Source organism: Microvirga sp. TS319 (assembly GCF_041276405.1).
Lineage (GTDB): Bacteria > Pseudomonadota > Alphaproteobacteria > Rhizobiales > Beijerinckiaceae > Microvirga.
In genome coordinates, this window is sequence record NZ_JBGGGT010000001.1 from 1,451,715 (window position 1) to 1,476,062 (window position 24,348).

Below are 24,348 nucleotides of genomic sequence, written 5' to 3' on the forward strand. Positions count from 1 at the left end.
CCATGATCCGGGATGCACGACTGGACGACCTCGACACAGTCGCCGCAATGCTACGGCGACTGGGGCATCACGTGGGCGCCAAGCCGAAGGTGGCCGCGGAGGATCTCGCGGTTTTCGGCCCGCACGGGCGCGGGGACTTCACGATGCTCGTGGCGGAAGGTGAGAGCGGCATTCTCGGCATCCTGCTCTATTCCATCGTGTTCTCGGCGTGGCGCGGACGTCCGGGCATTTACGTGTCGGACCTCTACGTGGAAGAGGCTGCGCGCGGTCTCGGGCTCGGCACGCAACTCTTGCGCGCCGCCGTTGCGAGGGAACTGCCGCGTGGCGCTGCCTATCTTAAGCTCGACGTGGACCGGAAGAACGAGACAGGTCTCGCCTTCTACGAGAAGCGTGGCTTCAGGCGCCGCGATTCCGACCACACGATGATGTTGGACGAAGACGCTATGCGGCAGTTGTGAATTCGGGGCCGCCCTACGCCCAAAAGGGCTACGTCAGTGAAAAGTGGACCCCGTTCTCCGCTTGAACGATGCGCTCTTCAAGGGAGTAGAGTATCGGATAGGCCCCAAAGTGCACATCCATTTTTGGGTCCGATGCTCTAAAGATCAGCGACACGCTGCTGTCGTCGAGGAGCCCGACAGCGTCCCCAGAGCGCCGCGCCTTTGTCGGTCATGAAGATCGTGACGACGAGGCCAGAGCTGGCTTGGATCCGTCGCAAACTTTTCGTTTCAGAGTTTCAGCTACTGTCCCCTGGGATTAATGACGGGGTGTGGCGTGTTCAAGGGCAGGCATTTTGACCGATCGGTGATCCTGCTCTGCACCCGGTGGTACTTGGCTTACAATCTCAGCCGCCAGAATTTGGAGAAAATGATGGCTTAGCGCGGCATCTCAATCGATCACGCGATGATTCATCGATGGGTTGTCCGGTACTCACCTGAACTTCTGAAGCGCTTCAATGCTCGCAAGAGAATTGTCACCAGCAAGTGGCGCATCGACGAAACTTCCATCAAGGGCAGAGGTCGCTGGACGTACCTTTATCGAGCTATCTACAGCAGCGGTGACACGGCTGAGTTTTGGTTCCGCGAACGGCGTAACCTCACTGCTGCCAAGCGGTTCCTGCGAAAGGCGCTCAAGCGGCATGGCCGACCGGAGCGGATCGTCATCAATGGCAGTCAGATCAATCGTGAGGCAATCTTGCGGTGCGATGCAGAGAGCCGTCTGCGGGACCGATCAAGGCGTGGGCTAACGCCAATCCGCATCCGGCAGAGCCGCTATTTGAATAACCGAGTTGAGCAGGATCATCGGGCTATCAAGCGGCGGGTCCGACCGATGCTCGGGTTCCAGTCCGTGGCCACTGCCCGTGTGATCCTCGGCGGTATCGAGATGGTGCACATGATGCGTAAGCAGCAAGCGAAGTACGCCGGAAATCCGCACCTGTCATTAGCAGAGCAATTTGAGCTGCTTGCGGCCTGAGCCGGCGGCAGAGCCCCGGCCAGCTTCTCGCCCTCGCTTCAGATTTGCGACGGAGCCGTTCGGGCGAGTACCGGACAACCCAGCGATGCACGGTCGCGTGATCAACGGAGATGCCGCGCTCGGCCATCAGCTCTTCCAAGTTCCGGAGGCTGAGATTGTAAGCGAGATACCACCGCACACAGAGAAGGATCACTGATCGATCAAAATGCCTGCCCTTGAACACGTCATCCTCCGTCCCCTGAACCAAGGTGGCATGAGCTGAAACTCTGAAACAAAAAGTTTGCGACGGAGCCGAGCCACGCGGCGCTGCCATGACGCAGGAAGGCAATTCCGCCAAGCGATTGGCTTGCCGGCGGACCGTGATCGTCGGGGTAGCGATGCGACCCCGAACGGGAGTTCCCGGAGCCCCCCAAGCCGCCCTGCCCCAGTCTGGCTCACCATGGACAACACCAACGAACATTTGTTTACTTCTCTCAATCACATTCGATACCGGCATCCGCCGAGCAGAGGGTTGTTGCCCTCTCGTCTGAGTTCGGTTGCGCCAGGCCAGGAGGGATCCGGATGAGCGTGCCTCGGAGAACCGTCGCGATCTTGTTTGGTGGCCGCTCCGCGGAGCATGAGGTCTCCAAGATGTCGGCCGCTAGTGTCCTCCGCGCTCTTGATCCAGAGCGATACGACATCGTTCTCATCGGAATCGATCGAAATGGACGTTGGCTGCTTTGCGACAGCCGCAACGGTGCTGGAGCGGGGGAGCAGCGGCTAGAGCTGCCGGACAACGCTCCGCAGGTCGCCCTCGTCCCAGGGAGCGGGGGTGGAGTCATCGTCCGCGATGGCGCAGCCAACGGCCTGGAGAGCCTGCGTCTTGACGTGGTCATCCCGGTTCTCCATGGGCCGAACGGAGAGGACGGAACCGTTCAGGGGCTCCTGGAATTGGCCCAGGTCCCTTTCGTGGGCTCCGGCGTACTGGGCTCGGCCGCCAGTATGGACAAGGATGTGACCAAGCGCCTCCTGCGCGATAGCGGTCTCCCAATTGTGCCGTTCCTGACCATGACGCCCCGCAGCCGGATGGACTACCAGGCTGCAGCCGAGGCGCTCGGATCGGCCGATCTTTTTGTCAAGCCCGCCAACATGGGCTCGTCCGTCGGTGTTTCCCGGGCCCGGTCGGCTGAAGAGTTCGACAGCGCCTGCGCGCACGCCTTTCGGCACGACGGCAAGGTCCTCGTGGAGAGGAGCGTTGCCGGGGCAAGAGAGATCGAGTGCGCTGTCCTGGAAGATGCGTCCGGCGAAGTTCGGGCGTCTCCTCTCGGAGAGATCGAGCCCGCGGATCGCCATGGCTTCTACAGCTACGATGCGAAATACACCGATGCGAATGGCGCGCTCCTGTGCGTCCCGGCCGACCTTGCTGCCGAACAGGCGGAGCGCCTGCGGGATCTTGCCATCGCAACCTTCCGGGTTCTCGGCTGCGAGGGATTGGCGCGTGTCGACTTCTTCCTCGATCCGCGGCAGGACGGCGGCCTGTTCGTGAATGAGGTGAACACCTTCCCCGGCTTCACCTCGATCAGCATGTATCCAAAGCTCTGGGAGGCTGGTGGCCTGTCCCAGCGGGAGCTCATGGAGGCCCTGATCGCGCACGCTCTGGCCCGCCATGAGCGTCGGAATGGTCCTGGGAACCGATGAGACGCGCTGAAGGAGCTGTCCCGCTCTTGAAGGCGGCGACTTATCGCGGAACGATTTTCACTGTTGGCGCACCCGGCATGTTCCACCGGAACAAGACGAGGTGCCACAGGCCGCTCGCCGTCCGGGAAGGATCGATCAAGCCATGTGCGCCGGCTCTCTCCAGGTGTGCTCTTACGCCCCAGGAGGTTGGCACTCCGCCGTTTGCGACCAGTTCCTGCCAAGGGGCCAGCGCATCGCCACGGCGGATACCCATCTGCTCACAAGCCCGATCATCCCGGAGATCGAAGATGGAGTGAGCCTCAACCGCCATTGCGCAGACTGTCCTTCGCGTCCCCGCGGGCAGAGGATGAGCCTGCATCGCAGCAGCAACACCCTCTTCCGTTGCGCTCATATAGAGCGTTCGTTGGCCGGGCTTGGAGTAGCGGCCAGCTGCGATCGATCCACGGAGGCTATCGGCGCTTCCATCAGCCACTATCGCCCTGTAGAAGGTGCCATTCACGCTGACGAATACGCGTGAGGCCTCCGGGATGATGTCTGGCATCACTGTCTACCTATAGCGTGCTGGAAAGGCAGCATCCGAGCAGTTCGGGATACAGAATACAAGCACCTTACACGCTGACAAGAGACATACGAGGGCGCCCTTTTCAACGACGTACCCTTCCTGTGATAGTCTTTGCTATCGAGCTCCGTGGATTTCCGGTCCACACGGCCCTGCTAGGCACTTGCCGCACAACTCGTCACGTTACGCTACCTGATTGATATTCACCGTCGTGGAAAATCCATGGTCGTCAGAGGCTTACCCCCTGGACGGAGGTCATTGCCGCCGAATGCCGGATAGAATTTTGGTCAAAGTGACTCCGGCGGTCGACCTCGCATGAGGTCGAGTGCTTGTGGAAACTTATGATCGCGACATCCCAGATTGAGACTTGCAAGCCTCAATCTGGAACCGGCTCAAGGACTTTCTGAAAGCAAATCGTCCGTGTATCGCGGTAGCCGAGATGCTCGTAAAATTCCCGGACCGGCGCATTATCTTCGCGGACGAGGAGATTGAGCTTCCATATTCCCTTTTCGGAAAGCCAGTTCTCGGCTGCGGTCATGAGGATGTGTCGCAAATTGCGAGTTGTACCGAAGCATCGGAGCGATTTTCACCGAACTTTACGCGACTAGTCGCTCGAACTGCTCCGCAAGTGACAGGTTCGAATTGCAGGCGTACTTTGCCTGTCCTTTGCGCATCATGTGGACCATCTCGATGCCGCTTAGGATCACACCCGCACTAGCCATAGATTTGAACCCAAGCATGGGACGGGCTCGCCTTTTGACGGCTCGATGATCCTGCTCAATCTGATTTTTCAAGTAGCGGCTCTGTCAGATCCGGATCGGCTTCAGCTCGTGCCTCGACCGGTTCTGAAACCGATCTGCTATGTCGCAGGACAGGATGGCCTCGAGCTTGGTCTGGCTGCCGTCGATGACGATTCTCTCAGGCCGGCCGTGCCGCTTCAGGGCTTTGCGCAGGAACCGTTTGGCCGCCGCCAGATTGCGTTGTTCGCTGAACCAGAGTTCGACCGTGTCTCCGTTGGTGTCGATTGCTCGGTAAAGATACATCCAGCGACCCGGACCTTGATATAGGTCTCGTCGATGTGCCACTTGCCGGTGACGGCTCGCTTGCGACGATTGAACCGCTTCAGCAGCTCAGGTGAATACTGGACAACCCATCGGTGAATGGTCGCGTGGTCAACCGAGATGCCGCGCTCGGCCATCATCTCCTCAAGGTTTCGCAGGCTCAGATTGTAAGCGAGATACCACCGGACACAGAGTAGGATCACGGATCGATCAAAATGCCTGCCCTTGAATACCTGTTCCTCCGCCGCTGGGACCTCCACCCTAGTAGCTGAAACTCTGGAACAAAACGTTTGCGACGGAACCCAAGGCCTACGATCATCAGCGCTGCCGTGCGGAATGCCGGCGGCGCTCCATCATGCCCAGAATTGCCCGCCGCGGCGTGGACGCCGGCGAGCGCCTGGGGCGCTACCGATGGGTGGTGGAACGCACCCTGGCCTGGCTCAACCGCTTTCGCCGTCTCACCATTCGCTATGAACGACGCGAGGACATCCATCTGGCCTTCACCACACTCGGATGCGCGCTCATCTGCTTCAACCAATGCAAACGGTTTTGTTAGACGCTCTTAGTCCAAGTTATTGCCATGGCGGTCGGCCGTCAGTATTGGTAAGCGCCTACGGCGAATACGGCAGGCCTCTTTGGTGCCCACATATTCGCCCGCGTGTGTATCTCTGCGATCCCTTCCAGACGTGAGCCATGGCGAGCATGCAGATTCTCCTCTTCGATGTGTGCGGAATCGCCTGCGCCCTGCGAAGCACCTCTGTTCGGGAACTTCTCCCGGTGCCGCGCCTGTGGTGCCCGCCCGCCCTGCCGCGTCCGGTGGCGGGTTTCTTCAATCTTGGCGGTGCTGCGGTTCCGGTGATCCGGCTCGATGTGCTCCTCAGATTGAGGGCTGAGCCCACCTCGTCCGAGACAAACCTTTATCGGCATCTCATCATGCTTGACGGCCTGTCTGTCTCGGGTCCTGCGGCGCTGCTGGTCGATCGGGTTCGGGATGTGGCCGACATCCATGGGGCGCAGGTCTCCCCGGTTCCGCCGGAGAGCAGTCTCAACGGATGTGTCGAGGCCGAGATTGATCACCAAGGTCAGCTTCTCCATCTGCTGTCCCTGGAGCGGCTTCTCTTCGCCGAAGAGAAACTGGCCCTCGATGAACTCAGTTCGCATGCCCGGACCCGGCTGGGCGAATGGATGGTATCAGCCTGATGGCTGCCCGAACCGCTCCTTCCTTACTCGCCGACAAGGATTTTCCTAGGCTGAAAAGCCTCATCGTCGAGCGGACGGGACACTTCTATTATCAGGACAAGGACGATCTGCTCTGGGAGCGGGTGTATCGGCGCTTTCAGGAAACCGGCGCGCGCAGCGCAGCGCAGTTGATCGCCCTCTTGGAGGATCCCGAGGCGGGCCCCGACGAATGGGCACGCCTGGAAGCCGAGATCACCATCGGGGAGACGTTCTTCTTTCGCTACGCCGAACAATTCGCGGCGTTGCGGCAGAGCATCCTGCCTGAGATCATCGCGCGAAAGAAGCACGATCGGCGCCTGCGGATATGGAGCGCAGGCTGTGCGACCGGGGCCGAACCTTACTCGCTTGCGATCCTCGTTCATCAGCTTCTCGGGGATGACCTTCCCGACTGGCATCTCGGCATCGTCGGAACCGACATCAATACCCGCTTTCTCGAAACGGCGCGGCAGGCCCGCTTCGGCCCATGGGCGCTCCGGTCGCTCTCTTCGGAGGACAGGGCCGCATACTTCCTGCCGGTGGATCGCCAGCAATGGCAGGTCAGGCCGGAGTACCGCTCGCTCGTCCGCTTCGAACAGCACAATCTGTTGAGCCTCCTCGACGGGAGCTCGCCGCTTCAATATTCCGAATTCGACCTGATTCTGTGTCGCAACGTCCTGATCTACTTCCACCCCGATACGGTGAACAGGATGGTCGTCGCCTTGCGCGACTGCCTCCTGGACGAGGCCTGGATGCTTCTGGGGCATGCGGAGCCCAATCCGTCCTTTGCGTCGCTGATGGAGGTCGTGAACCTTCCGGGGACGATCGCTTACAGGCGCCGTGACGGCAAGATCCCGGAGCCTGAAGCAGCGGTCGAGACCGGACCGGTCCCACACGAGTTGCGACGGCCGGAGCCGCCGCGAATGTCCTTCCGTCCGGCACATCCCCACGTCGGTCCAGATCTCGGCCCACCGCGCGCCCCTGCGCCCAAGCCCCGACCGCCCACTCCGCCCGCCGTTGCGTCCCCCAGTCTTCTGGCCGAGGTTCGCCGCAAGGCCGACGCCGGTGACCTCGTCGGCGCGAGCGCGATATGCAGTCGGGCCCTTCTGGCGGAGCCCCTAAACGCCACCCTGTATCTTTACCATGGATTGGTGTCCCAAGCTCTGGGGCGCCACTCAGAGGCGGAGGAGGCCTTCCGCCGCTGTCTCTACTTGGATAAGAGCTTTGCCATGGCGCATTATCATCTCGGTCTCCTGCTCTTGGCTCACGGACGCTCCGCCCCGGGACGCCGTGCTCTTGCGAATGCGGCCAGGATCACCGCATCCCTGCCGGAAGGTTACCCCATTCCCGAAGGGGATGGCCTGACGGCGGGTGAGCTGCACAACCTTGTCCGGATCCACCTTGATCCGGCTCCTCCCGGGCGGAGGAGGTGAGCGTGGCACATTCAAGGCAGCGCAGGCCTGGACAGAACGTCCGGCCATCGCCCCTGTCGGCTCAGGAGAGAGCCAGCCGGCTCCTGGATGAAAGAACGGAGCGGCTCGCACGTCGCTCCAACGGCGATGGGGCGACGGCCGACGATGCCGCCCAAGTCCTGATCTGCGCCGTCGGCCCAGAATATTACGGTCTTCCTCTCGGCGCAGTCGCCGAAATCCTGGCGTTCCGGGCTCCCATGCCAGTTCCCGGCGGGCCTCCCGGTTTGATCGGAATGCTTGGCCGCGGCGGCCATCTGGTCAGCGTCATCGACCTCGGCGTGGCGGTCGAGCAGGCCGCCACCTCGTCCGGAGGAGAGTCTTCGGAACGTCATATCGTTCTTCTGAAACAGGAGAAGCCGCGGGTCGCCCTCTGCGTCGACCGAGCCCTTGCTGTCGAGAACGTGGTTCCACTGACCGATGCGGACACCACGGAATTTCGCATGAACGCGGTCGTCGCTTATGCGAAGACTGCTGGCTCTGCGGATCAAGACAAGGTCGTGGCCCTGCTGGATCTCGAGCGCCTCCTTCGTCCCTTCCTTTCTCCCTTCTCAGTTCCCGGAGTCTAACGTGACGGTCTCGATCTCGAATCGCATCCTTCTCGGTTTTGCCGTCATCGTCGCCCTGATGGTCGGGCTCGGCCTCTATACCGTCGGGCAGCTCGACGATGTCCGCGGGACGACGGAAACGATCGTTTCGCGCGACCTCACGATGATGCGGCAGATCAATATTATCGGTGAGCAGCAGAACCGGATGCGCGCCGTGCGGGAGGAGGTTCTGTCGCGCTACCTCCTGCGCACCCTGGGACAGCAGCAGGGCTCCCCTGACGAACTGATCGGCGAGTGGGGGCGCTTGGCTGCCTCCACGGACACCGCTCTGGCGCAGGCTCTCTCGGAGGCGAGCGGCTATGCGGCCCGCTCCCTCAGCGGCGACAGGGCGGAGGCCTGGCGCAGTGTCGTCGACCATCTCAGCGCAGCAGGCGGAGAGTTGCGCCAGATCCGAGCCGCCACCGAACGGCAGTTCGGAGGGGTTCAGGGCAGCGACCTGACAGCTGTGCTGGCCACCCAGAGTGCTCTCGGGGCCGCCCGGAGCGGCTGGAGCAAGGCACTCGACGATACCCGCAATGTGCTCAACGAGGCCATCACGGCGGGGCAGCGTCGGGTCGGCGAGGTCTACGAGCAGAGCCGGATCTCGGTACTGCTAGCCCTCGCGGGCGTCGCTGTTCTCAGCGTCCTGATCACCTATGCCCTCCGCGCCTCGATCGCCAATCCTCTGAGTGCCTTCATGGAATTCGTCGAACGGGTCGGCCGCGGCGATCTCGCAGGCCAGACCGCGACCGTGGGCAGGGATGAGATCGGCCGCCTCGGCGGAACCTTGAACAGCATGGTGGATGGCTTGCGGCAGCTGGCGAGTCAGAGCCGCGAAGCCACAGAGAACCTGAATGCGGCCGTGGCGGAGATCCGCGCCTCGACCCAGGAGCAAGCGGCCAGTGTCGAGGAGCAGCTTGCCGCCGTTCAGGAGACGGCCGCCACCGTGGACGAGATCACCCATGCCGGTGCTCAGATCGGCAAGCGCGCTCAGGAGGTCATCGCCTCCGCCCAGGCCACGGCCCAGACCAGCCTGTCCGGGCTTCAGGCCGTCGGGGAGACCGCGCGCGCCATGGATGCGATCAGAGAGCAGGCCGAAACGGTTGCCGAGAACATCGTAGCCCTCAGCGAGAAGACACAGGCCATCGGCGAGATCATCGCGTCGGTCAACGACATCTCCGAGCGGACGCACCTTCTGGCCCTCAATGCCGCCATCGAGGCCGCCGCCGCCGGGGAGAACGGCCGCAGCTTCGCGGTCGTGGCCTCCGAGATGAAAATCCTCGCCGATCAGGCCAAGGATGCCACGAACCAGGTGCGGTCGATCCTCGGCGACATCCAGCGCGGCATCAATGCCTCGGTCATGCTGACGGAAGAGGCCGTGAAGCGCGTGAGCGCCGGCAAGGAGCGGACGGATACGACCACACAGACGATCACCGAAATTTCGAGCCGCATCCAGGAGAGCGTGCAGACTTTCCAGCAGATCGTGGCCTCGACCAATCAGCAGCAGCTCGGAATCGAGCAGGTCACGGGCGCCCTCCAGAACATCCGCCAGGCGAGCCAGCAGACCGCGGCAGGCACCCGTCAGCTCGACATGGCAGCCGCGAACCTGTCCGATCTTTCGCGGCAGCTGGTCGGCCTCGTCGACCGTTACCGGGTTTGAGGGCGCCGGATCGGAGAGCCGTGCATCGTGACCGATATCCGCCAACAGCTGCAAGCTGCCTTTGAAGTCGAGCACCGGGAGCATCTCCAGGCCATCCGGCATGCGCTCGACAGCGCCGATCCGGGCACGATCGATCTGGCGGATGTCTTCCGTCGCGCCCACAGCCTGAAGGGCGCGGCCCGGGCGGTCGACCTTCCGGCCGTCGAGGAGATCGCCCATCGCCTGGAGGCGCTGTTCGCCCGCGTCATGGACGGCCAGCTCCATCTGGACCAGACCACGCTCGCCGATGTCCGCTCGAGCCTTGATGCCATCGAGGACATCGTCGCGGGGGCGCGATCGCCGGATGACCGGCCGGACCCGCGCGCCGCCGATCAGGAGCTGGCATCGCCGGCCCCTCATGACACGCCTCCAGCTGTGCCTGCGCCCCCGCACGCCGCTGCCGAGCGCGGGCGGCCTGCCGCGGCCGACAATACGGCTCCGGTCGGGACCGGCACCTATCTGCGGGTGGCGGCAGAGCAGATGGAAGAGCTCTCGACATCCATGCACCAGCTCCTGGCCGCGCTGCAGGCAGGCGAGAGGCTGGACCAGACGTTGCGCGAGATCGAGAACGATGCGCGGGGCCTCAGGCGCAGCTGGGAGGCGCTTCAGGCCCGGATCATGTCGTCCGGCTCAGTGGAACTCCGGCGGAGCTCTCCGGAAGCCGCGCAGGCAGGGAGCAGCTCGATGTCCCGTCTGCGTGACTTCGACGAGGACCTGAAGATCCTGTTCCGGCGCCTCTCCACTCTCGCGAGGGATCGCAAACAATCCTCCTGGGCCATTGACCAGGCGACCCGGAAACTGCGCGGCACTGTCGACCGCGTTTCACTCGCCGCCGCCGAGACGGTCTTCGGCGGCTTCGGTCCGATGGTGCGCGAGATTGCCCGGAAGGAGGGGCGCGATGTCGACGTGCGGACCCTCGGCCTCGATCTCCAGGCCGATCGTCAGGTGCTGCAGGCTCTCAAGGACCCGATCATGCATCTCCTGCGCAATGCCGTCAGCCATGGAATCGAGCCGGCAGCCGAGCGGACCGCCAAGGGCAAGTCCGAGCGCGGCGAGATCGTCCTGGAGATGGTCTCGCGCGGCGGCCGACTTGTGATCAGCGTTCGCGATGACGGTCGTGGCCCGGACTTGGCGCGCATTCAGCGGGTTGCGATCGAGCGCGGTCTCCTGGCGCCCAAAGCAGACGACGCCATGCCCCCATTGATGGATCAATTGCTGCCGCTCGTCTTCACGCCCGGCTTCTCGACCGCTACGGAAGTCGATCGCCTCTCCGGCCGGGGTATGGGATTGTCGGTGGTGGCCGAGGCTGTCCGAAAGCTGCATGGCTCCGTCCTGATGCGCCCCCGCTATCCCTGGGGCTCCGAGATTCTGCTGAACGTGCCTTTCACGGCCGCCCGCCAGTCCCTGCTTCTCGTCGAAGCCGAGAACCGCATGTATGGCCTGCCGTCACATGCCGTTACACGGCTTCTCCGTCTGCTGGCCTCATCCCTGGAAAGTGTCGAGGGGCGCCCGACCGCACGGATCGAGATTGGGGGCAAAGACGTTGTTGTTCCTGTTATCGCCATTACTGCTCTGACAGGATCCCCCGATGCGCAGATTTCCATCGAGGCAGGCCACGTGAAGGCTGTTCTCATTCGGCATGGCTCACGTCACTGTGCGTTGGCCGTGAACGCATTCCACGACGTTCGTTCGCTGCTGGTCAGCGACGCCCAGGCGGTGGGCCTCGCCGACGTGGTGTCGGGCACTGTCCTCCTCGAGGAGGAAATGCCGGCGCTCGTCCTGAGCCCGGATCGCCTGATCGAGCATTGGGTGAGAAACGAGAGCCGCCTGGCAGCCGGCGGCCTCGGGCTGTCGTCCGCGGCCCAGGAGCAGGCGCGCATTGCCACGACCATCCTCGTGGTGGACGATTCCATCACTACGAGGACGCTCGAGAAGAGCATCCTCGAGGCGCAGGGCTATCGGGTGTTGCTGAGCGTCGATGGAATTGACGCCCTGAACATTCTGCGCTCCGGTGAAGCGGTCGTCGATCTCGTCATCGCCGACGTGGAGATGCCGCGCATGGACGGCTTCGGGCTGCTGCAGGCTATCAAGACCGATCCGCGGATCGCCCCGACTCCCGTCATCCTCATGACATCGCGGGCGGATCCCCAAGATGTCCGGCGAGGGCTCGACCTGGGCGCCAACGCCTACATCACCAAGCAAAAATTCGACCAGCGCGAATTGCTGGCAACGATTGGGCAATTGCTATGAGCCTGTCGCCGCCGGCACCCGTGCGCGTGATGATCGTCGAGGATTCCGTCGTCGTCCGCCAGCTTCTCGTTCATATCGTCGCTCGGGATCCGCGCCTCGTGGTAGCGGCGGCGGTCGGATCAGCCGAGGAAGCGCTCCACGAGATCGGTCGCGTCCAGCCGGACGTGATCTCCATGGACATCCGTCTGCCCGGCATGGACGGGCTGGAAGCCACGCGGCGGATCATGACGGATCATCCCACGCCGATCGTCGTCATCGCCGGCAGCGTCGAGGACGAATCTCTCAAGATCTCGATGAACGCGCTGAAAGCCGGCGCCCTTACGGTGGTCGAGAAACCCGTGGGACTGACGAATGCCGGCTTCGACGCTATTGCCGAAACAATCTGCACCCAGCTCTACATCATGAGCCAGGTTCCGGTGGTGCGGCAACGCTCCTTCGCCTGGCGCTCCCGGACGCCCGACCTGCGGCCGGCGCAGCCGGAACGCGACAGGAGCTCCTTGCGGCCGACGATCATGGGCCTTGCAGCATCCACCGGCGGCCCCCCGGCGCTGGCGAAGATCCTGGGAGCCCTCCCGGCCGAATTTCCTCTTCCGATCCTGCTGGTCCAGCACATGGGGGCCGCCTTCATGGAAGGGTTCGCGTCCTGGCTGAACGGGCTTGTTGCCCTTGACGTCCGGATCGCGAGCGATCAGGAAACCCCGGTCGCCGGCAAGGTCTACGTCGCACCCGGCGACCGCCATCTTCTTCTGTCCCCGACCGGCGCCCTGCAGGTCAGCGCTGCGCCCCCTCTGGGAAGCCAGAGGCCGTCCGCGACCCTCCTGTTCCAGTCGCTGGCCAAGTCGGTGGGATCGCGGGGGGTTGGAGTCGTCCTGACCGGCATGGGGGAGGACGGCGCGCAAGGCCTCGTCGATCTGCGCCGCTCTGGAGGCTATACCATCGCGGAAGACGAGAGCACGGCCGTCGTTTACGGTATGCCCGCTGCGGCCCAGCGCCTGGGAGGCGTGCGGCTCAGCCTTCCGCTCGATCTGATCGCGCCGCGGCTCCTGAATCTGACGCGGGGCGAACGCGAATGAGCATCGGCCGCAGCGGAGCATTGGCTGCCCATATCCTTCTGGTGGAGGATTCCGCCACCCAGGCCCTCCAGCTCAGGCATTTCCTGGAGACGAATGGATTCGAGGTCGACTGGCATTCGACGGCGGAGACAGCGCTCGACAGCCTCAACGAGAGGCTGCCCGATCTGGTCGTCGCCGATTTTCACCTGCCGGGCATGAACGGCGACGAGCTGACGCGCCAGATGCGTCTGAACGTCCGCACCCGCGCCATTCCGGTGATTATCCTCACGGAGGCCCGGGAGCGCGCCGTGGAGCGGCAGGGCCTCGAGAGCGGCGCGGACGCCTATGTTTCCAAATCCGCCGAGCAGGAGCTGATCCTCCTGCGGATCAGGGCGCTGCTCCGCAGGCGCTTCACCGCGATCGGCGAGATGCCGCACAGCCACGAAGCCCCGAGCTTCAGCACGTTCCGGCGAGCCTGCATTCTTGTCGTCGGCGAGAGCCCGGCCCAATGGGCCTCCCTTCAGAACCTGCTCTCCCGGGAGGGTTATGACGTGACCTGGGCGGCGGAGCCGGCCGAGGCGCTCCGCATGATCGGGAATCCCGACAGAGCCTGGGATTGTGTTCTTATCGATCTTCTCAATCCGATCTTCGACGGACTTGAGCTATGCCGGCAGCTGAACACCTATCGGGGCCTCGCCCTGATTGCTGGCAGGGAGGGGGCGAGCTTCGCCCTCGTCGGATTCGGCAATGAGGATGGCGGCGACCTCATGGCCCAGGCCTTTGCGGCGGGGATCGACGATATCATACCCTCAGGCATCGAGGCGGAGGTCCTGCGAATCCGCATTCGGGCTCACATCCGGCGCAAACTACTCCAGGATGAGAACTGGCGCATCGAAGCGGAGATGCGGGAGCGGGAACTCGCCTTGGCCCGGGCGCGCGCCGAAGCCGCCTCGGCAGAGGCCCTGGCCAGGGCCAATCACGAGCTGGAGGAAACCAACCAGCGCCTGCGGGGCACCCAGGCCCAGCTCGTCCAGGCCGCCAAGATGGCCTCCCTCGGTGAGCTCGTCGCCGGCATCGCCCACGAGATCAACAATCCTCTTGCCTTCATCCTCGCGCATCGGGGAACGGTCGAAAGGCTGCTCGACGAGATCGCCACGAAGCTGCCTCCCGAGACAGGGCTCGAGCGGCAGGTCACGAAATCGCGTGAGCGAATCGGCGCGATGAAGCTGGGGTTGAGCCGGATCCAGGAACTCGTGGTCAAGCTGAGACGCTTCTCCCGCCTCGACGAGGGGGATTCCCAGTGGATCAACGTTCCGGAGGCGATCGATTCGGTCGTGACACTTTTGGGCCAGAAGCTGGGCTCTCGGGTCGACGTGCGCCGTCATTATGCCGCCGTGCCCGAGCTCTACTGCTCCCCGGCACTCCTGAATCAGGTGGTCATGAACATCATCGGCAACGCCGCCGATGCAATCGAGGGAAGCGGGGCCATAGATATTGACACGTCGAACGACGAGGCAACTTATGTCATCCGGATCAGCGACACGGGTCCAGGCATTCCGGCGGACCTGCGGGAGCGCATCTTCGAGCCCTTTTTCACGACAAAGCCCGTCGGGGCTGGAACGGGACTTGGGCTGGCAATTGCTTACGGTGTCATCCAGGCCCATAAAGGATCAATCTCGGTAGATCAGGGCCCTTCCGGAGGCGCCCGATTCACTATTTGTATTCCGAGGCAGAGTGCTCAATGACCTTGCCGAACGACATGAACTCAAGGAGTGGCACGATCCTGGTCGTCGACGACGAGCCGGATATCCTGGTTGCCCTGGAGGATCTGTTCGAGGAACAGTACCGCGTTGTGAGCACCACGTCGCCGGTCCAGGCTCTTGCGATCATCAGACGCGAGCCCGATATCGCGATCATCATCTCCGACCAGCGCATGCCGGAAATGCCGGGCGACGAGTTCTTGGCCAAGGCGCGGCACGACACGGACGCGGAAGCCATCCTGCTTACGGGCTATGCCGATATCGAGGCGGTCATCGGTGCGGTCAATAAGGGCCGGATCATGGCCTACGTGCCCAAGCCCTGGGATCCGGAGGCTCTGTTGAACATGGTGGGCGCAGCCTACCAGCGGCGCCGTCTGGCCCAAGAGCTCGACACGGAGCGCGCCCTTCTGCGCGGACTGATGGAAAGCTCCAGCGACCAAATCTCGTTCAAGGATCTGGACGGGCGGTTCGTGCGCCTGAACACCAGCAAGGCGCAGAGTCTCGGCCGCGATCCCGATCAATGCGTCGGCTGCCAGGAGCGCGACTTCGTCGCGGCCGAACGCGCAGCCTTAATCGAGGATGCGGAGCGGCGGGCCATCTCGGCGCGCGCGCCGGACGAGGTTGTCGAGGAAAGGGTGCTGTCAGAGGGGGGGGCCCAATGGATCCTCATCAATCACATCCCCATTCTAGACGAGTCCGGAGCCGTCACGAACCTCGCGACCATCGAGCGCGACATTACTGAGCAGAAGCTCATGGAAATGCGTCTGCGGCAAGCGGACAAGATGCAGGCGCTCGGCACGCTAGCGGGCGGCGTGGCGCATGATTTCAACAACCTGCTGATGGCCGTTCTCGGCAGCCTTGAGCTGGCGTCACGACGTACTTCGGATGATCCTCGCCTGGCGCGTCTCCTGCAGAATGCCACTTACGCCGCCGAGCGCGGAGCATCCTTGACGCAGAGGCTTTTGAGCTTCAGCCGCCAGCGTGACTTGAATCTTCAGGCTGTCGACGTCAATCAGATCATCCGCGGCATGGACGATCTGCTGGGACGGACGCTTGGGGGCATCGTTGAGGTCAGGCGCAATCTGGCTGAGCGTCTTTGGCCCGCGCTGGTCGATCCGGATCAGTTGGAACTGGCCATTCTCAATCTGTGCATCAACGCACGTGATGCCATGACCGAAAACGGGACGGTGACAATCTCCACCCGCAACGAGGCAGTGAACGAGAACCAAGTCACCGATCTGGGCAGCGGTGACTACGTGGTGATCTCTGTCACGGATACTGGAGCGGGCATGCCGCCGGAGATCCTCGCCCGGGTCCTTGAACCGTTCTTCACCACGAAGGAAATCGGAAAGGGGACCGGGCTCGGTCTATCCATGGTCTATGGCCTCGCCCAACAATCCGGCGGTACTGTCGTCATCAGAAGTACGATGGAGGTCGGTACGTCCGTCGACCTCTATCTGTCCCGGACATTCATCGATGGATCTGTTGCGCCTCGCGACGGGACGGAAACCGTCGTTGCAAGTCCAAAGATGCGCATCCTGCTCGTCGATGACGACCAGGAGGTCAGAGTTGTGACGGCGGCCTATTTGCACGAGATGGGGCATCGGGTCGTGGAGGCGTCCAGCGGATCATCTGCTCTTGAGATCCTCAAGGACAACGATCAGTTTGACCTTCTGGTCGCTGATTTCGCCATGCCGATCATGACAGGACTCGACCTGGCCGAGCGTGCCAGAAAGCTCAATCCGACCTTGGGAATTCTTCTTATCACCGGCTATGTCGATCCTAACCGGATTCCGGAAGCTTATTCGATCCTGAATAAGCCGTTTACCTATAGCGAACTAGCGACACGCCTCGGCGAGATCATCACGGATCAGGAGAGATGTGTTCCGGAGAGCACCGTTCCCGTGGCGCTGTAGACAGCGATGCAACGAGGATCGCGTCAGGTGTGGGATGATGGACTGAAGGACGTAGAGGCAGTCGTCCAGCGGCAGCAGCGTGTGCTGGCGGAAAGGCGACGATGAGTGCCCCCTCGTCCAGCGACAGCACCATCGGGCGTGGCTCTTTCGACCCGGTTGGCCGATCGGCCACCGAGTTACGCTTCTTCCACTTCGCAACCGTCTTCTGGTTGATGTTGTAACGCTCGGAGAGCGCCCTCAGGCTCTCTTGACTATTCTGTATTGGGCGACGGATTGCCTTTGTCGTCGTGGCGCTGCCGTGTAGAACCCGCCCCATAGTGTTTCCTCGGCACTGTTGCATTAACCCCGGCCGTATAACAAGGTTCGGTTCGTCAAGGGACCGCCTCATTGTCTCTGTTCGAGCGTCGCCGCTTTCCGGTCGAGATCATCCTGCTGTGTATGCGCTGGTACTGCAAATAGGGGATCAGCTATCGTGACCTCGCCGAGATGATGCAGGAGCGTGGTGTCGAGATTGATCCGTCTACGATCTTTCGGTGGGTTCAGCGCTATGCCCCGGAGATCGAGAAGCGGGTACGCCCGTATCAAGGCCCTCGTTCAGGATCCTAGAGCCATTTCCGGCTATTTCGAGTCAGAGGGATTCCGCCCTGAGCTCTGATGTGGCTTGCTGGCTTCCAGACATGGAGGCCCGGCATGGCACGTGCTTACAGTCAGGATCTACGGGATCGGGTGATCAAGACGGCCCTGGGTGGCGTCTCGGTGCGGCAGGCCGCCGCCCGCTATGGCGTTGGCGCCTCAACGGCCATTCTGTGGGTGCGCCGCGCTCGATCCGGCGAGGTGGCGGCCCGCCGGCAGGGACAGCCCAGAGGCTCCAAGCTCGATGCGCATGCGGCCTTTCTGGTGGAGCTGATTGACGCCTCCTCGCATATCAGTCTTCACGAGATGCAGGCCCGCTTAAGGGAGGAGCGCGGCGTCTCGGCTGGCATCGGCACGCTCTGGCGCTTCTTCCACGCGCGGGCGATCACCGTCAAAAAAAACCGCGCACGCCTGCGAGCGCGACCGGCCTGACGTCAGAGCCGCACGCGAGGTCTGGTGTGAGGGCCAGCTTGATCTCGATCCGGACCGGCTGGTGTTCATCGACGAGACCAGCGCCTCGACCAAGATGGCGCGCCTGTATGGCCGTTGCGCACGAGGGCAGCGTTTGCGGGTCGGCCTTCCGCACGGACACTGGAAGACCACCACCTTTGTGGCCGGCCTGCGCCTGAGCGGGTTCTCCGCCCCGATGGTGCTGGACGGGCCGATGACCGGCCCGTAGTTTGCAGCTTACGTCGAGCAGATCCTGGTGCCGACCCTCCGACCGGGCGACGTGGTGATTTTGGACAACCTGCCGCCCCACAGAAGTGCGGCCGTGCGAGAGCTTGTTGAGGCGACCGGCGCCAGGCTGATGCGCCTGCCGCCGTATTCGCCTGACTTCAACCCGATTGAAAACGCCTTCGCCAAGCTCAAGGCCCTGCTACGCAAGGCAGCCGCCCGGACGAAAGAAACACTCTGGCAGACCATCGGCGAGTTGCTGGACGAGTTCTCGCCCGAGGAATGTGCCAACTACTTCAGGGCCGCTGGATATGAACCGGAGTAAGCGGAAATGGCTCTAGCGCGTCGATGAGACCTATGCGCGGGTCGGCGGCAAGTGGAAGTACTTGTTCCGGGCCATCGACAAGCACGGTCAGCTCGTCGACTTCATGCTGTCAGACCGGCTCTGTCGCAATTTCTGGCTGACGACATAAAGATCTGAACGCGGTTTGTGTTCGCTTATGCGGCGAGCCGCTCGAACTGCTCAACGAGGGACGGCTGAGACCTGTAGGCATACTTCGCCTGTCCTTTGCGCATCATGTGAACCATCTCGATGCCGCCTAACACAGCACGAGCGCTGTCCATTGACTTGAACCCCAGCATCGGGCGAACACGGCGTTTGATCGCACGATGATCCTGCTCGATCCGATTATTCACATATCGACTCTGCCGGATGCGAATTGGCTCGAGACGCCGTCTTGATCGATCCCTGATCCGGTCTGTCGTGTCGCAGGACAGGATCGCTTCGCGGTTGGTCTGGCTGCCATCGATGACGATCCGCTCAGGGCGACCATGATGCTTGAGAGCGCGGGACAGGAAGCGCTTGGCAGCGGCCAGATTGCGTCGCTCGCTGAACCAGAACTCGACCGTGTCTCCATTGCTGTCGATGGCGCGGTAGAGATAGGTCCAACGCCCGCGCACCTTGATATACGTTTCGTCCACGTGCCACCTCCTGGTGACAGCTCGCTTGCGGCGATTGAAGCGCTCAAGCAGTTCGGGCGAGTACTGGACAACCCAGCGATGCACGGTCGCGTGATCAACGGAGATGCCGCGCTCGGCCATCAGCTCTTCCAAGTTCCGGAGGCTGAGATTGTAAGCGAGATACCACCGCACACAGAGAAGGATCACTGATCGATCAAAATACCTGCCCTTGAACACGTCATCCTCCGTCCCCTGAACCAAGGTGGCATGAGCTGAAACTCTGAAACAAAAAGTTTGCGACGGAGCCGGCTTGATTGGAGGGAACTGAGCTGCTCTCCTCAAGGAGAGCATGGACGATCAGGCGTTCTTGCAACGACGTCGCAAATGGAAGCCCAGGAAGAGGCCCAGCAGGAAAAGGAGCAGCACCAGCCAAAACAGCCAGGGGTGGCGCTGACCATCGTCCGTCGCCAAGGGTAGGTTGCCGATCAGCTCGCGGCGCAGGTCGGCTTCGAAAGCGCCCAGGCTGCAGGTTCCATGTGCCAGCCGCGCATTGCTACGCAGATCGATCCCGCGCACCAGCGGATCGCCCGCGCAGACAGACGTCTCGCCCATGGATCGCGCTGGATTGCCCCACGCCAAAGTGTAATCCGGCTGCAGCCCAGGATCGGCGACCGGGAGTGCCGGACTGCAACCATTGTCCACATCTTGGAGATTCGCGGCGCCGAGCCCGATTGCTCCGCCTTGGGGATGGCAGTTGCCACGCGCATTACGGCTGAGGATCGTGTTCGTGAGCGTGAGCGCGGCTGAGGAGCCCGCCAGGGTGATCCCGGCAGCCTCGTTGTCTGCGACAGTCGCGTTGGCGAGACTGAGTCGCGTTCCGAAGATCGCACCACCGATTGGATCGGCGTCGGTCACAGCATTGCGGACAATCAGCGCGTTGCCGAGGGCAATCTCGCCTGTGCCGCCGTCCACGGCGGCACCCTGGCTCCCGGATTGGTTGCCGACGATGGTCCCGCGGGCAAGGGTAAGACGGTCGGGCGCGGCCTCGGTCTGGTCGATTAGCCCGTCGAAGGCGCGGCTAAAGGGCACAGAAAGGGGTGCCGCACGCCAGTGCGCAACACCGCCGCCGCGCCCGCCCGCGACGTTCGCCTCGAGCAGCACCGCATCTCCCTGAACGTCACCAGCCCAGAGCAGAGCCCCACCCGCAGTCTGCGCCCGGTTGGCGCGGAAGATCGTGCGATCGAGCCGTAGCGACACCGGGCCTGGCAGCGCGTCGCCGCCCCAGATATCCTCTCGGATCGGCCGGCCCCAGAAGAACAATGCCCCGCCGGCCCGGGCGGCGTTTTCGACAAGATCCACGCGTGTCAGTGTCAGCCGGGAGCCGATCGCCTGGACCGCACCGCCAAAGCCGAATGAGTTGTTGCCGGTGAAACTGGTGTCCGAGATGGTTGCATCTGCGTGCACGAGCACGAGCGCTCCGGCGCAGCATCCCCAGGCCTGCTGCCCGGCTTCCGGCGGAACGCCGTTGCCTTCGAAGGTCGATCGCCGGATGACGACTTTGCTGTCATGGACGAGGATCGGCCCCGAATTGGCACGAAAGGTCGCGTCCTCGATCAGCAGGCTGCGCGACGGCACGACACCAGGACCGGCCGCCGGTGGCCCGCTCACCAGCGGGTGCGCACGGTTGCCCTGGAACGTCGTCCGCCTCAGCACCACCCGATTGGCGTCGACCACGCCGCGGAACGGATGGACCGCCTCGAGCCCATTGCCCTCGAACACGCTGTCTGCGGCCTCGAGCCCCTGCACGATGTAAGGCGTTGGCGTTGCCTCGGTACGCACCGCGACCAAGATCACCTGAAGATCGGCGCCGCGGGCGATTGCAGTGCTTGTGTCCGTCGCCACGCCCGTCGCAGCACCACTCGGATCGTTACGCACGGTGAGGTTTCGCAGCTCGAGCCGCCCTTGGCCCTCGAAGAACGGCCGCGCACCAGTGCCGAACAGGAGCGCCCGGCTCTCGCCGTCAATCGAAACAAGCCCAGTGACAGTGTAGGTTGCCGTCAACTCAATTGCTGGCTGTCCAGCGGGGCAGCGCAAGACGACGGGTCCCCCGGTCGCCAGCGCGTCGCGCAGGTTGAGACCGCCCATTGCATCGTCCCGGCCGCAGGCCGTCACGACGGATTGCGCCTGCACCCGGGCGGGCGCTGCCAGAGCGGCAAGCAGTCCCATTGTGAGGGCAAGGACAAACCGGTCAGAACAGCGCATCGAGTATCACCCCGTCCTCACCGTTCCGGACCGGCGCCTCCTCGTTATTGAGGTCGATGAAGATCCGGCCCGGAACGGCGGGGTTGCGGATCGTAATGCGTGCGCCGCTCTCGTGGTTGACGAAGGTCCCACAGGCACGGCAGTCAGCGTCGAAGTCCTCGTCCATGGGCGAAAACTTGATCTCGCGGTTCTGCGTGATCGACCAGAACGTGAGATCGCCCTCGCCGAAGCTCTGGTTCCAGCTCCGGAACCGGTCCCGGTTGGCAGCGACAAACGCATCCTCGTACGCTTGGATGGTCGGGAATTGGCTACGCTGCGCGACCTCGACGAAGCCCCAGTCGCGCTCCTCGCAGGCCGGATTCGTGCCGCGCGCATGGCAGGACGACTTCCAGACCGCGAGATAGATGTCGTTGTCGCTTCGCTCGTCCCCATCACGCAGCTCCGGACACGAGGCCGCATCCATGAATGAGAGGAACATCGACCAGGGCTGAGTGCGCGCCGGCGTCAGGCAGTCGGCAATCGGCTCGGGGATCTCGAAACGGATGCCACAGGCGAAGCTGCCGGTAACACAGCGATTGTTCGAGAACGAGGCGACCGGGGGATCGGCACCGGCGTCGAAGAGTTCGGGCGTTCCTTCAAAGCGCAGGAAATTGGGATAGGTAGCCCGACGCGCGGCCGCCGCACCGATCATCAGCGTGGTTGGAACACCAACGCCTTTGTCGTCGGCCGGACCTGTCGGGTAGATCGTGAACTGGATCCCGACCAAGCCCAGCCAACCGAGGTTCATCCGAAGGCCCTGAGCATATCCCGTGGAGTCACCGCCGGCAGTGAGCTGCCAGCCCGGCCCGCCGCTGTAACGCTCATAGCCCTCGTAAGTGTAGGTCTGCTCGTATGGCCCAGTCTTATGGATTGCGAGGTCGAGGATGAGGGCGTGAGGGCGATAGCGCGACGTCGCATGCCAAAGCATTTCTTCGGTACTGCCATAGGAGGCACGGCCATCCGGCCCCTGCCGCGTGTCACCCGTCCAGAACTGGAGTGCGGCCAGGAGGTGATCGGCGTTGCCGATGAAATCTGTCAAAGGGAGCGGCGGATGACCGGGTGCGCCGCGCGAGAGCATGTTGACTTTGGCCAACCGGCGGAAGGGCACGATCCTTCGTCCCTGACTGCTGCCAATTGCCGCCTTCACGGCGGAGAGGTCAAAGACTGCGGCGGCTGCGGTCACAATCGCCTGGTCGCGCTCATGGCAGCCTGTGTCCTCCACTCTCTCCCAGGACCAGCCCAGCCGGCAGGCATCGTCGATCAGGTTCAAAATCGCCGCATGGCTCAGCCGGGCGTAGGGCTTCGCATTATACTCCACGAAGTCCTCCTCGACGATCCGCTGCAGCCGCTCGAGGAGCCATTGCCGCACGTCCTCGGTTTTACCTGCGATCTCATCAAATCCGTCACGGTTTTCACTGATTCGCAGCTCCTCCATCATTCGCTTGTTCTTGAGGTAGATGGAGCTGTTCTGCATCAGCAGATGATTCTCAGTCTCCTCAATGCCGGCCACCCACAGCGTCGTGAACGCGCTTACGACAACGATCGCACCGGCAACCGCTGCCGCCGCAGCAAGTCCGGCCGCAAGGCCGCCGCCGAGGCCTCCCGCGAGCGCCCCCAGAATAGCACCAGCCACCAGCGCCACGGCGGCAACGATCAGAAGGAACCGCAGGAAGCGCCAGATGTCATCCCCGGTCGAGGACTCGTCGACGTTCTCGCCTGAGATGGCCCGCTGCTGCTCCTGGTCGTAGTGCTCGTCGTCGGCAACGTACTCGTCGGCAGTGCCGAAGCTGTTCGTCTTGTTTCCACAGCTAAAGACGAGGTCGTACGTCTCGCGTGCGGGCCCGCCCCGCAACGTAAGCAACTCTCGATCGATCTTGCCGATTGCTTGACGGGCGTCGCCTTCGACCCGTGCGTCAATGGTGATCGCCTGCTCAAGCAAGCGTGCGAGGCGTGTGTACTCGATGACTGACATGTCCCAGTCACCAGCCGCGTCCATTACCGTGAACGAGCCGGTCGTTACCACATCGAGGATGCAGGGCAGCTTATCGGCCGAGGTGCCCGGATATTTCGGGATACGCCGCCCATCCTTGAACTCCCACGCGCCGAGATCCGGATTCATGACAACCGTCCGCACCTGCGCAATCAGGCACGCAGGCGAGAGTGCCAGAACGATCTGAACTGCAAACTCACCGGCCCGGCGGGCCTGAAATGCGTCGCGGCAGGCCGGACCATAGAGGGCGACATATTCCTGACTGCGCCGCTGCGCGAGCGGCTGGAACTGCTCAAGCGGTGGTGGCTCGCGGTTGTCATTGGCAAATCCGGCCACCTCCATTTCGCAGGCGACGTCGTACTTGGCTGCCCAACCGGCCTTGGCGACCAAGTGCATCGACGGCCAGCGCCTCTCCTTCACCTGCTGCTCAAAGTTCTCCTCATCGAGGCAAGTCCTGGGCCGCAACGCGGCCCGCTCACGGTCTGGCATGGTCGCGATGGCTGTCGTACCACTCGTCGCCCGCTGGCCGAGATCGAAAGTCTGGGCAGTGGCGCAGACCATCGCGCTGCCCGTGAAGAGCAGCACGAATAAGAGTATCTGGCGGGTTATCGCCGTCACGGCTCGCGTCTCGACGGGTCGAGCTGGTTCTCGTCGGCAACCGCGCCACGCCGATCGGGCGTAACGCAGACGAGATCACCAGTGAACGCTTCACGCCAAACATAGCCCTGGGCGCATGTCTTTGGCCCGAAGGCGCCGGATAGCCAGAGCACAACGGCACGGGAGTTTTCAGCGACGACGAGATCGCGGCTGGCAGGCAGTACGCAGATCCCGTCGGCCGGAGCCGATTGTCGAGGGACAAATCCAGCCCTGCAGGGACCAGCAACTGCAGGCGACAGCAGCCACGCGAAGAGCACCCAGATCACGGCAAGCGCTGCAAGATCTGCAGCCACTCCGCCGTCCTGACGCCAATTCCACGATCGAAAGATATCGAACCAGTTGCGACGTCGCACCGAAGCACCCTCCCATCGATACGATATCATATCGGGGGCTTACCTTTGATGCTGGGCATACTGA

The 24,348-nt window shown here is 62.9% G+C and carries 16 protein-coding genes and 8 pseudogenes; 15 read left to right on the forward strand and 9 right to left on the reverse strand.

The features are described from left to right. Positions 1-2: 2 nt before the first annotated feature. Together AB8841_RS06645 and AB8841_RS06650 are read left to right on the forward strand one after the other, a co-directional pair. Positions 3-458 (forward strand): N-acetyltransferase family protein, encoded by a 456-nt coding sequence (locus tag AB8841_RS06645; RefSeq protein WP_370435022.1) that lies wholly within the window; start codon positions 3-5, stop codon positions 456-458. A gap of 313 nt (positions 459-771) precedes the next feature. Beyond that, positions 772-1,470 (forward strand): annotated as a pseudogene (locus AB8841_RS06650) (IS6 family transposase). Between the two features lie 19 nt (positions 1,471-1,489). On the opposite strand, the pseudogene AB8841_RS06655 reads toward AB8841_RS06650, so the two are convergent. Next, positions 1,490-1,693 (reverse strand): annotated as a pseudogene (locus tag AB8841_RS06655) (IS6 family transposase); the annotation flags it as partial. A 338-nt stretch (positions 1,694-2,031) separates the two neighbouring features. On the opposite strand from AB8841_RS06655, the gene AB8841_RS06660 reads away from it, so the two are divergent. Continuing rightward, on the forward strand, positions 2,032-3,147 hold the full coding sequence (locus tag AB8841_RS06660; RefSeq protein WP_370435023.1) for a D-alanine--D-alanine ligase family protein: 1,116 nt from the start codon (positions 2,032-2,034) through the stop codon (positions 3,145-3,147). Positions 3,148-3,187: 40 nt separating this feature from the next. Here the strand turns inward: AB8841_RS06660 and AB8841_RS06665 are convergent, their stop codons facing one another. The 3 genes and pseudogenes from AB8841_RS06665 to AB8841_RS06675 form a co-directional block, all read right to left on the reverse strand. Further along, entirely contained in the window at positions 3,188-3,688 is a 501-nt protein-coding gene (locus tag AB8841_RS06665; protein ID WP_370435024.1) for an RES family NAD+ phosphorylase, read from the reverse strand. Positions 3,689-4,082: 394 nt separating this feature from the next. Next, complete coding sequence (locus AB8841_RS06670) at positions 4,083-4,244, reverse strand: hypothetical protein (RefSeq protein WP_370435025.1); 162 nt, start codon at positions 4,242-4,244, stop codon at positions 4,083-4,085. A 58-nt stretch (positions 4,245-4,302) separates the two neighbouring features. Further along, a pseudogene (locus AB8841_RS06675) lies at positions 4,303-5,027 on the reverse strand (IS6 family transposase). Between the two features lie 44 nt (positions 5,028-5,071). On the opposite strand from AB8841_RS06675, the pseudogene AB8841_RS06680 reads away from it, so the two are divergent. From AB8841_RS06680 to AB8841_RS06720, 9 genes and pseudogenes are all read left to right on the forward strand, one after another. After that, positions 5,072-5,323: pseudogene (locus AB8841_RS06680) on the forward strand (transposase); the annotation flags it as partial. A 146-nt stretch (positions 5,324-5,469) separates the two neighbouring features. After that, on the forward strand, positions 5,470-5,967 hold the full coding sequence (locus AB8841_RS06685) for a chemotaxis protein CheW (RefSeq protein WP_370435026.1): 498 nt from the start codon (positions 5,470-5,472) through the stop codon (positions 5,965-5,967). Continuing rightward, positions 5,967-7,415, forward strand: coding sequence for a CheR family methyltransferase (locus tag AB8841_RS06690; RefSeq protein WP_370435027.1), 1,449 nt, complete (start codon positions 5,967-5,969; stop codon positions 7,413-7,415). Before AB8841_RS06685 ends, AB8841_RS06690 begins: the two co-directional genes overlap by 1 nt. 2 nt (positions 7,416-7,417) lie before the next feature. Continuing rightward, positions 7,418-8,020 carry a chemotaxis protein CheW gene (locus tag AB8841_RS06695; protein WP_370435028.1) on the forward strand — a complete coding sequence of 201 codons (603 nt, stop codon included), beginning with the start codon at positions 7,418-7,420 and terminating at the stop codon, positions 8,018-8,020. 1 nt (position 8,021) lies between these two features. Beyond that, on the forward strand, positions 8,022-9,698 hold the full coding sequence (locus AB8841_RS06700) for a methyl-accepting chemotaxis protein (protein WP_370435029.1): 1,677 nt from the start codon (positions 8,022-8,024) through the stop codon (positions 9,696-9,698). 27 nt (positions 9,699-9,725) lie between these two features. Next, positions 9,726-11,987 carry a response regulator gene (locus AB8841_RS06705; protein WP_370435030.1) on the forward strand — a complete coding sequence of 754 codons (2,262 nt, stop codon included), beginning with the start codon at positions 9,726-9,728 and terminating at the stop codon, positions 11,985-11,987. Beyond that, positions 11,984-13,060, forward strand: a complete 1,077-nt coding sequence (gene cheB, locus AB8841_RS06710) for a chemotaxis-specific protein-glutamate methyltransferase CheB (RefSeq protein ID WP_370435031.1) — start codon at positions 11,984-11,986, stop codon at positions 13,058-13,060. Before AB8841_RS06705 ends, cheB begins: the two co-directional genes overlap by 4 nt. After that, positions 13,057-14,784 carry a response regulator gene (locus AB8841_RS06715; RefSeq protein WP_370435032.1) on the forward strand — a complete coding sequence of 576 codons (1,728 nt, stop codon included), beginning with the start codon at positions 13,057-13,059 and terminating at the stop codon, positions 14,782-14,784. Before cheB ends, AB8841_RS06715 begins: the two co-directional genes overlap by 4 nt. After that, positions 14,781-16,715 carry a response regulator gene (locus tag AB8841_RS06720; RefSeq protein ID WP_370435033.1) on the forward strand — a complete coding sequence of 645 codons (1,935 nt, stop codon included), beginning with the start codon at positions 14,781-14,783 and terminating at the stop codon, positions 16,713-16,715. Before AB8841_RS06715 ends, AB8841_RS06720 begins: the two co-directional genes overlap by 4 nt. On the opposite strand, the pseudogene AB8841_RS06725 reads toward AB8841_RS06720, so the two are convergent. Further along, a pseudogene (locus tag AB8841_RS06725) lies at positions 16,701-17,031 on the reverse strand (IS481 family transposase); the annotation flags it as partial. The gene AB8841_RS06720 and the pseudogene AB8841_RS06725 sit on opposite strands and share 15 nt — an antisense overlap. Positions 17,032-17,102: 71 nt before the next feature. Between AB8841_RS06725 and AB8841_RS06730 the strand changes: the two are divergent. From AB8841_RS06730 to AB8841_RS06740, 3 pseudogenes are all read left to right on the forward strand, one after another. Beyond that, positions 17,103-17,300: pseudogene (locus AB8841_RS06730) on the forward strand (IS6 family transposase); the annotation flags it as partial. A 105-nt stretch (positions 17,301-17,405) separates the two neighbouring features. Further along, a pseudogene (locus AB8841_RS06735) lies at positions 17,406-18,348 on the forward strand (IS630 family transposase). A 16-nt stretch (positions 18,349-18,364) separates the two neighbouring features. Further along, a pseudogene (locus tag AB8841_RS06740) lies at positions 18,365-18,460 on the forward strand (DDE-type integrase/transposase/recombinase); the annotation flags it as partial. 61 nt (positions 18,461-18,521) lie between these two features. Here AB8841_RS06740 and AB8841_RS06745 read toward each other — a convergent pair. From AB8841_RS06745 to AB8841_RS06760, 4 genes are all read right to left on the reverse strand, one after another. After that, entirely contained in the window at positions 18,522-19,220 is a 699-nt protein-coding gene (locus AB8841_RS06745; RefSeq protein ID WP_370435034.1) for an IS6 family transposase, read from the reverse strand. Between the two features lie 120 nt (positions 19,221-19,340). Next, positions 19,341-21,245 carry a hypothetical protein gene (locus AB8841_RS06750; RefSeq protein WP_370435035.1) on the reverse strand — a complete coding sequence of 635 codons (1,905 nt, stop codon included), beginning with the start codon at positions 21,243-21,245 and terminating at the stop codon, positions 19,341-19,343. Further along, a complete protein-coding gene (locus tag AB8841_RS06755; RefSeq protein WP_370435036.1) occupies positions 21,232-23,892 on the reverse strand; it encodes a hypothetical protein in 2,661 nt (886 codons plus the stop codon). The genes AB8841_RS06750 and AB8841_RS06755 overlap by 14 nt, the downstream gene beginning before the upstream one ends. Next, entirely contained in the window at positions 23,889-24,224 is a 336-nt protein-coding gene (locus AB8841_RS06760) for a hypothetical protein (protein ID WP_370435037.1), read from the reverse strand. The genes AB8841_RS06755 and AB8841_RS06760 overlap by 4 nt, the downstream gene beginning before the upstream one ends. Positions 24,225-24,348: the final 124 nt, after the last annotated feature.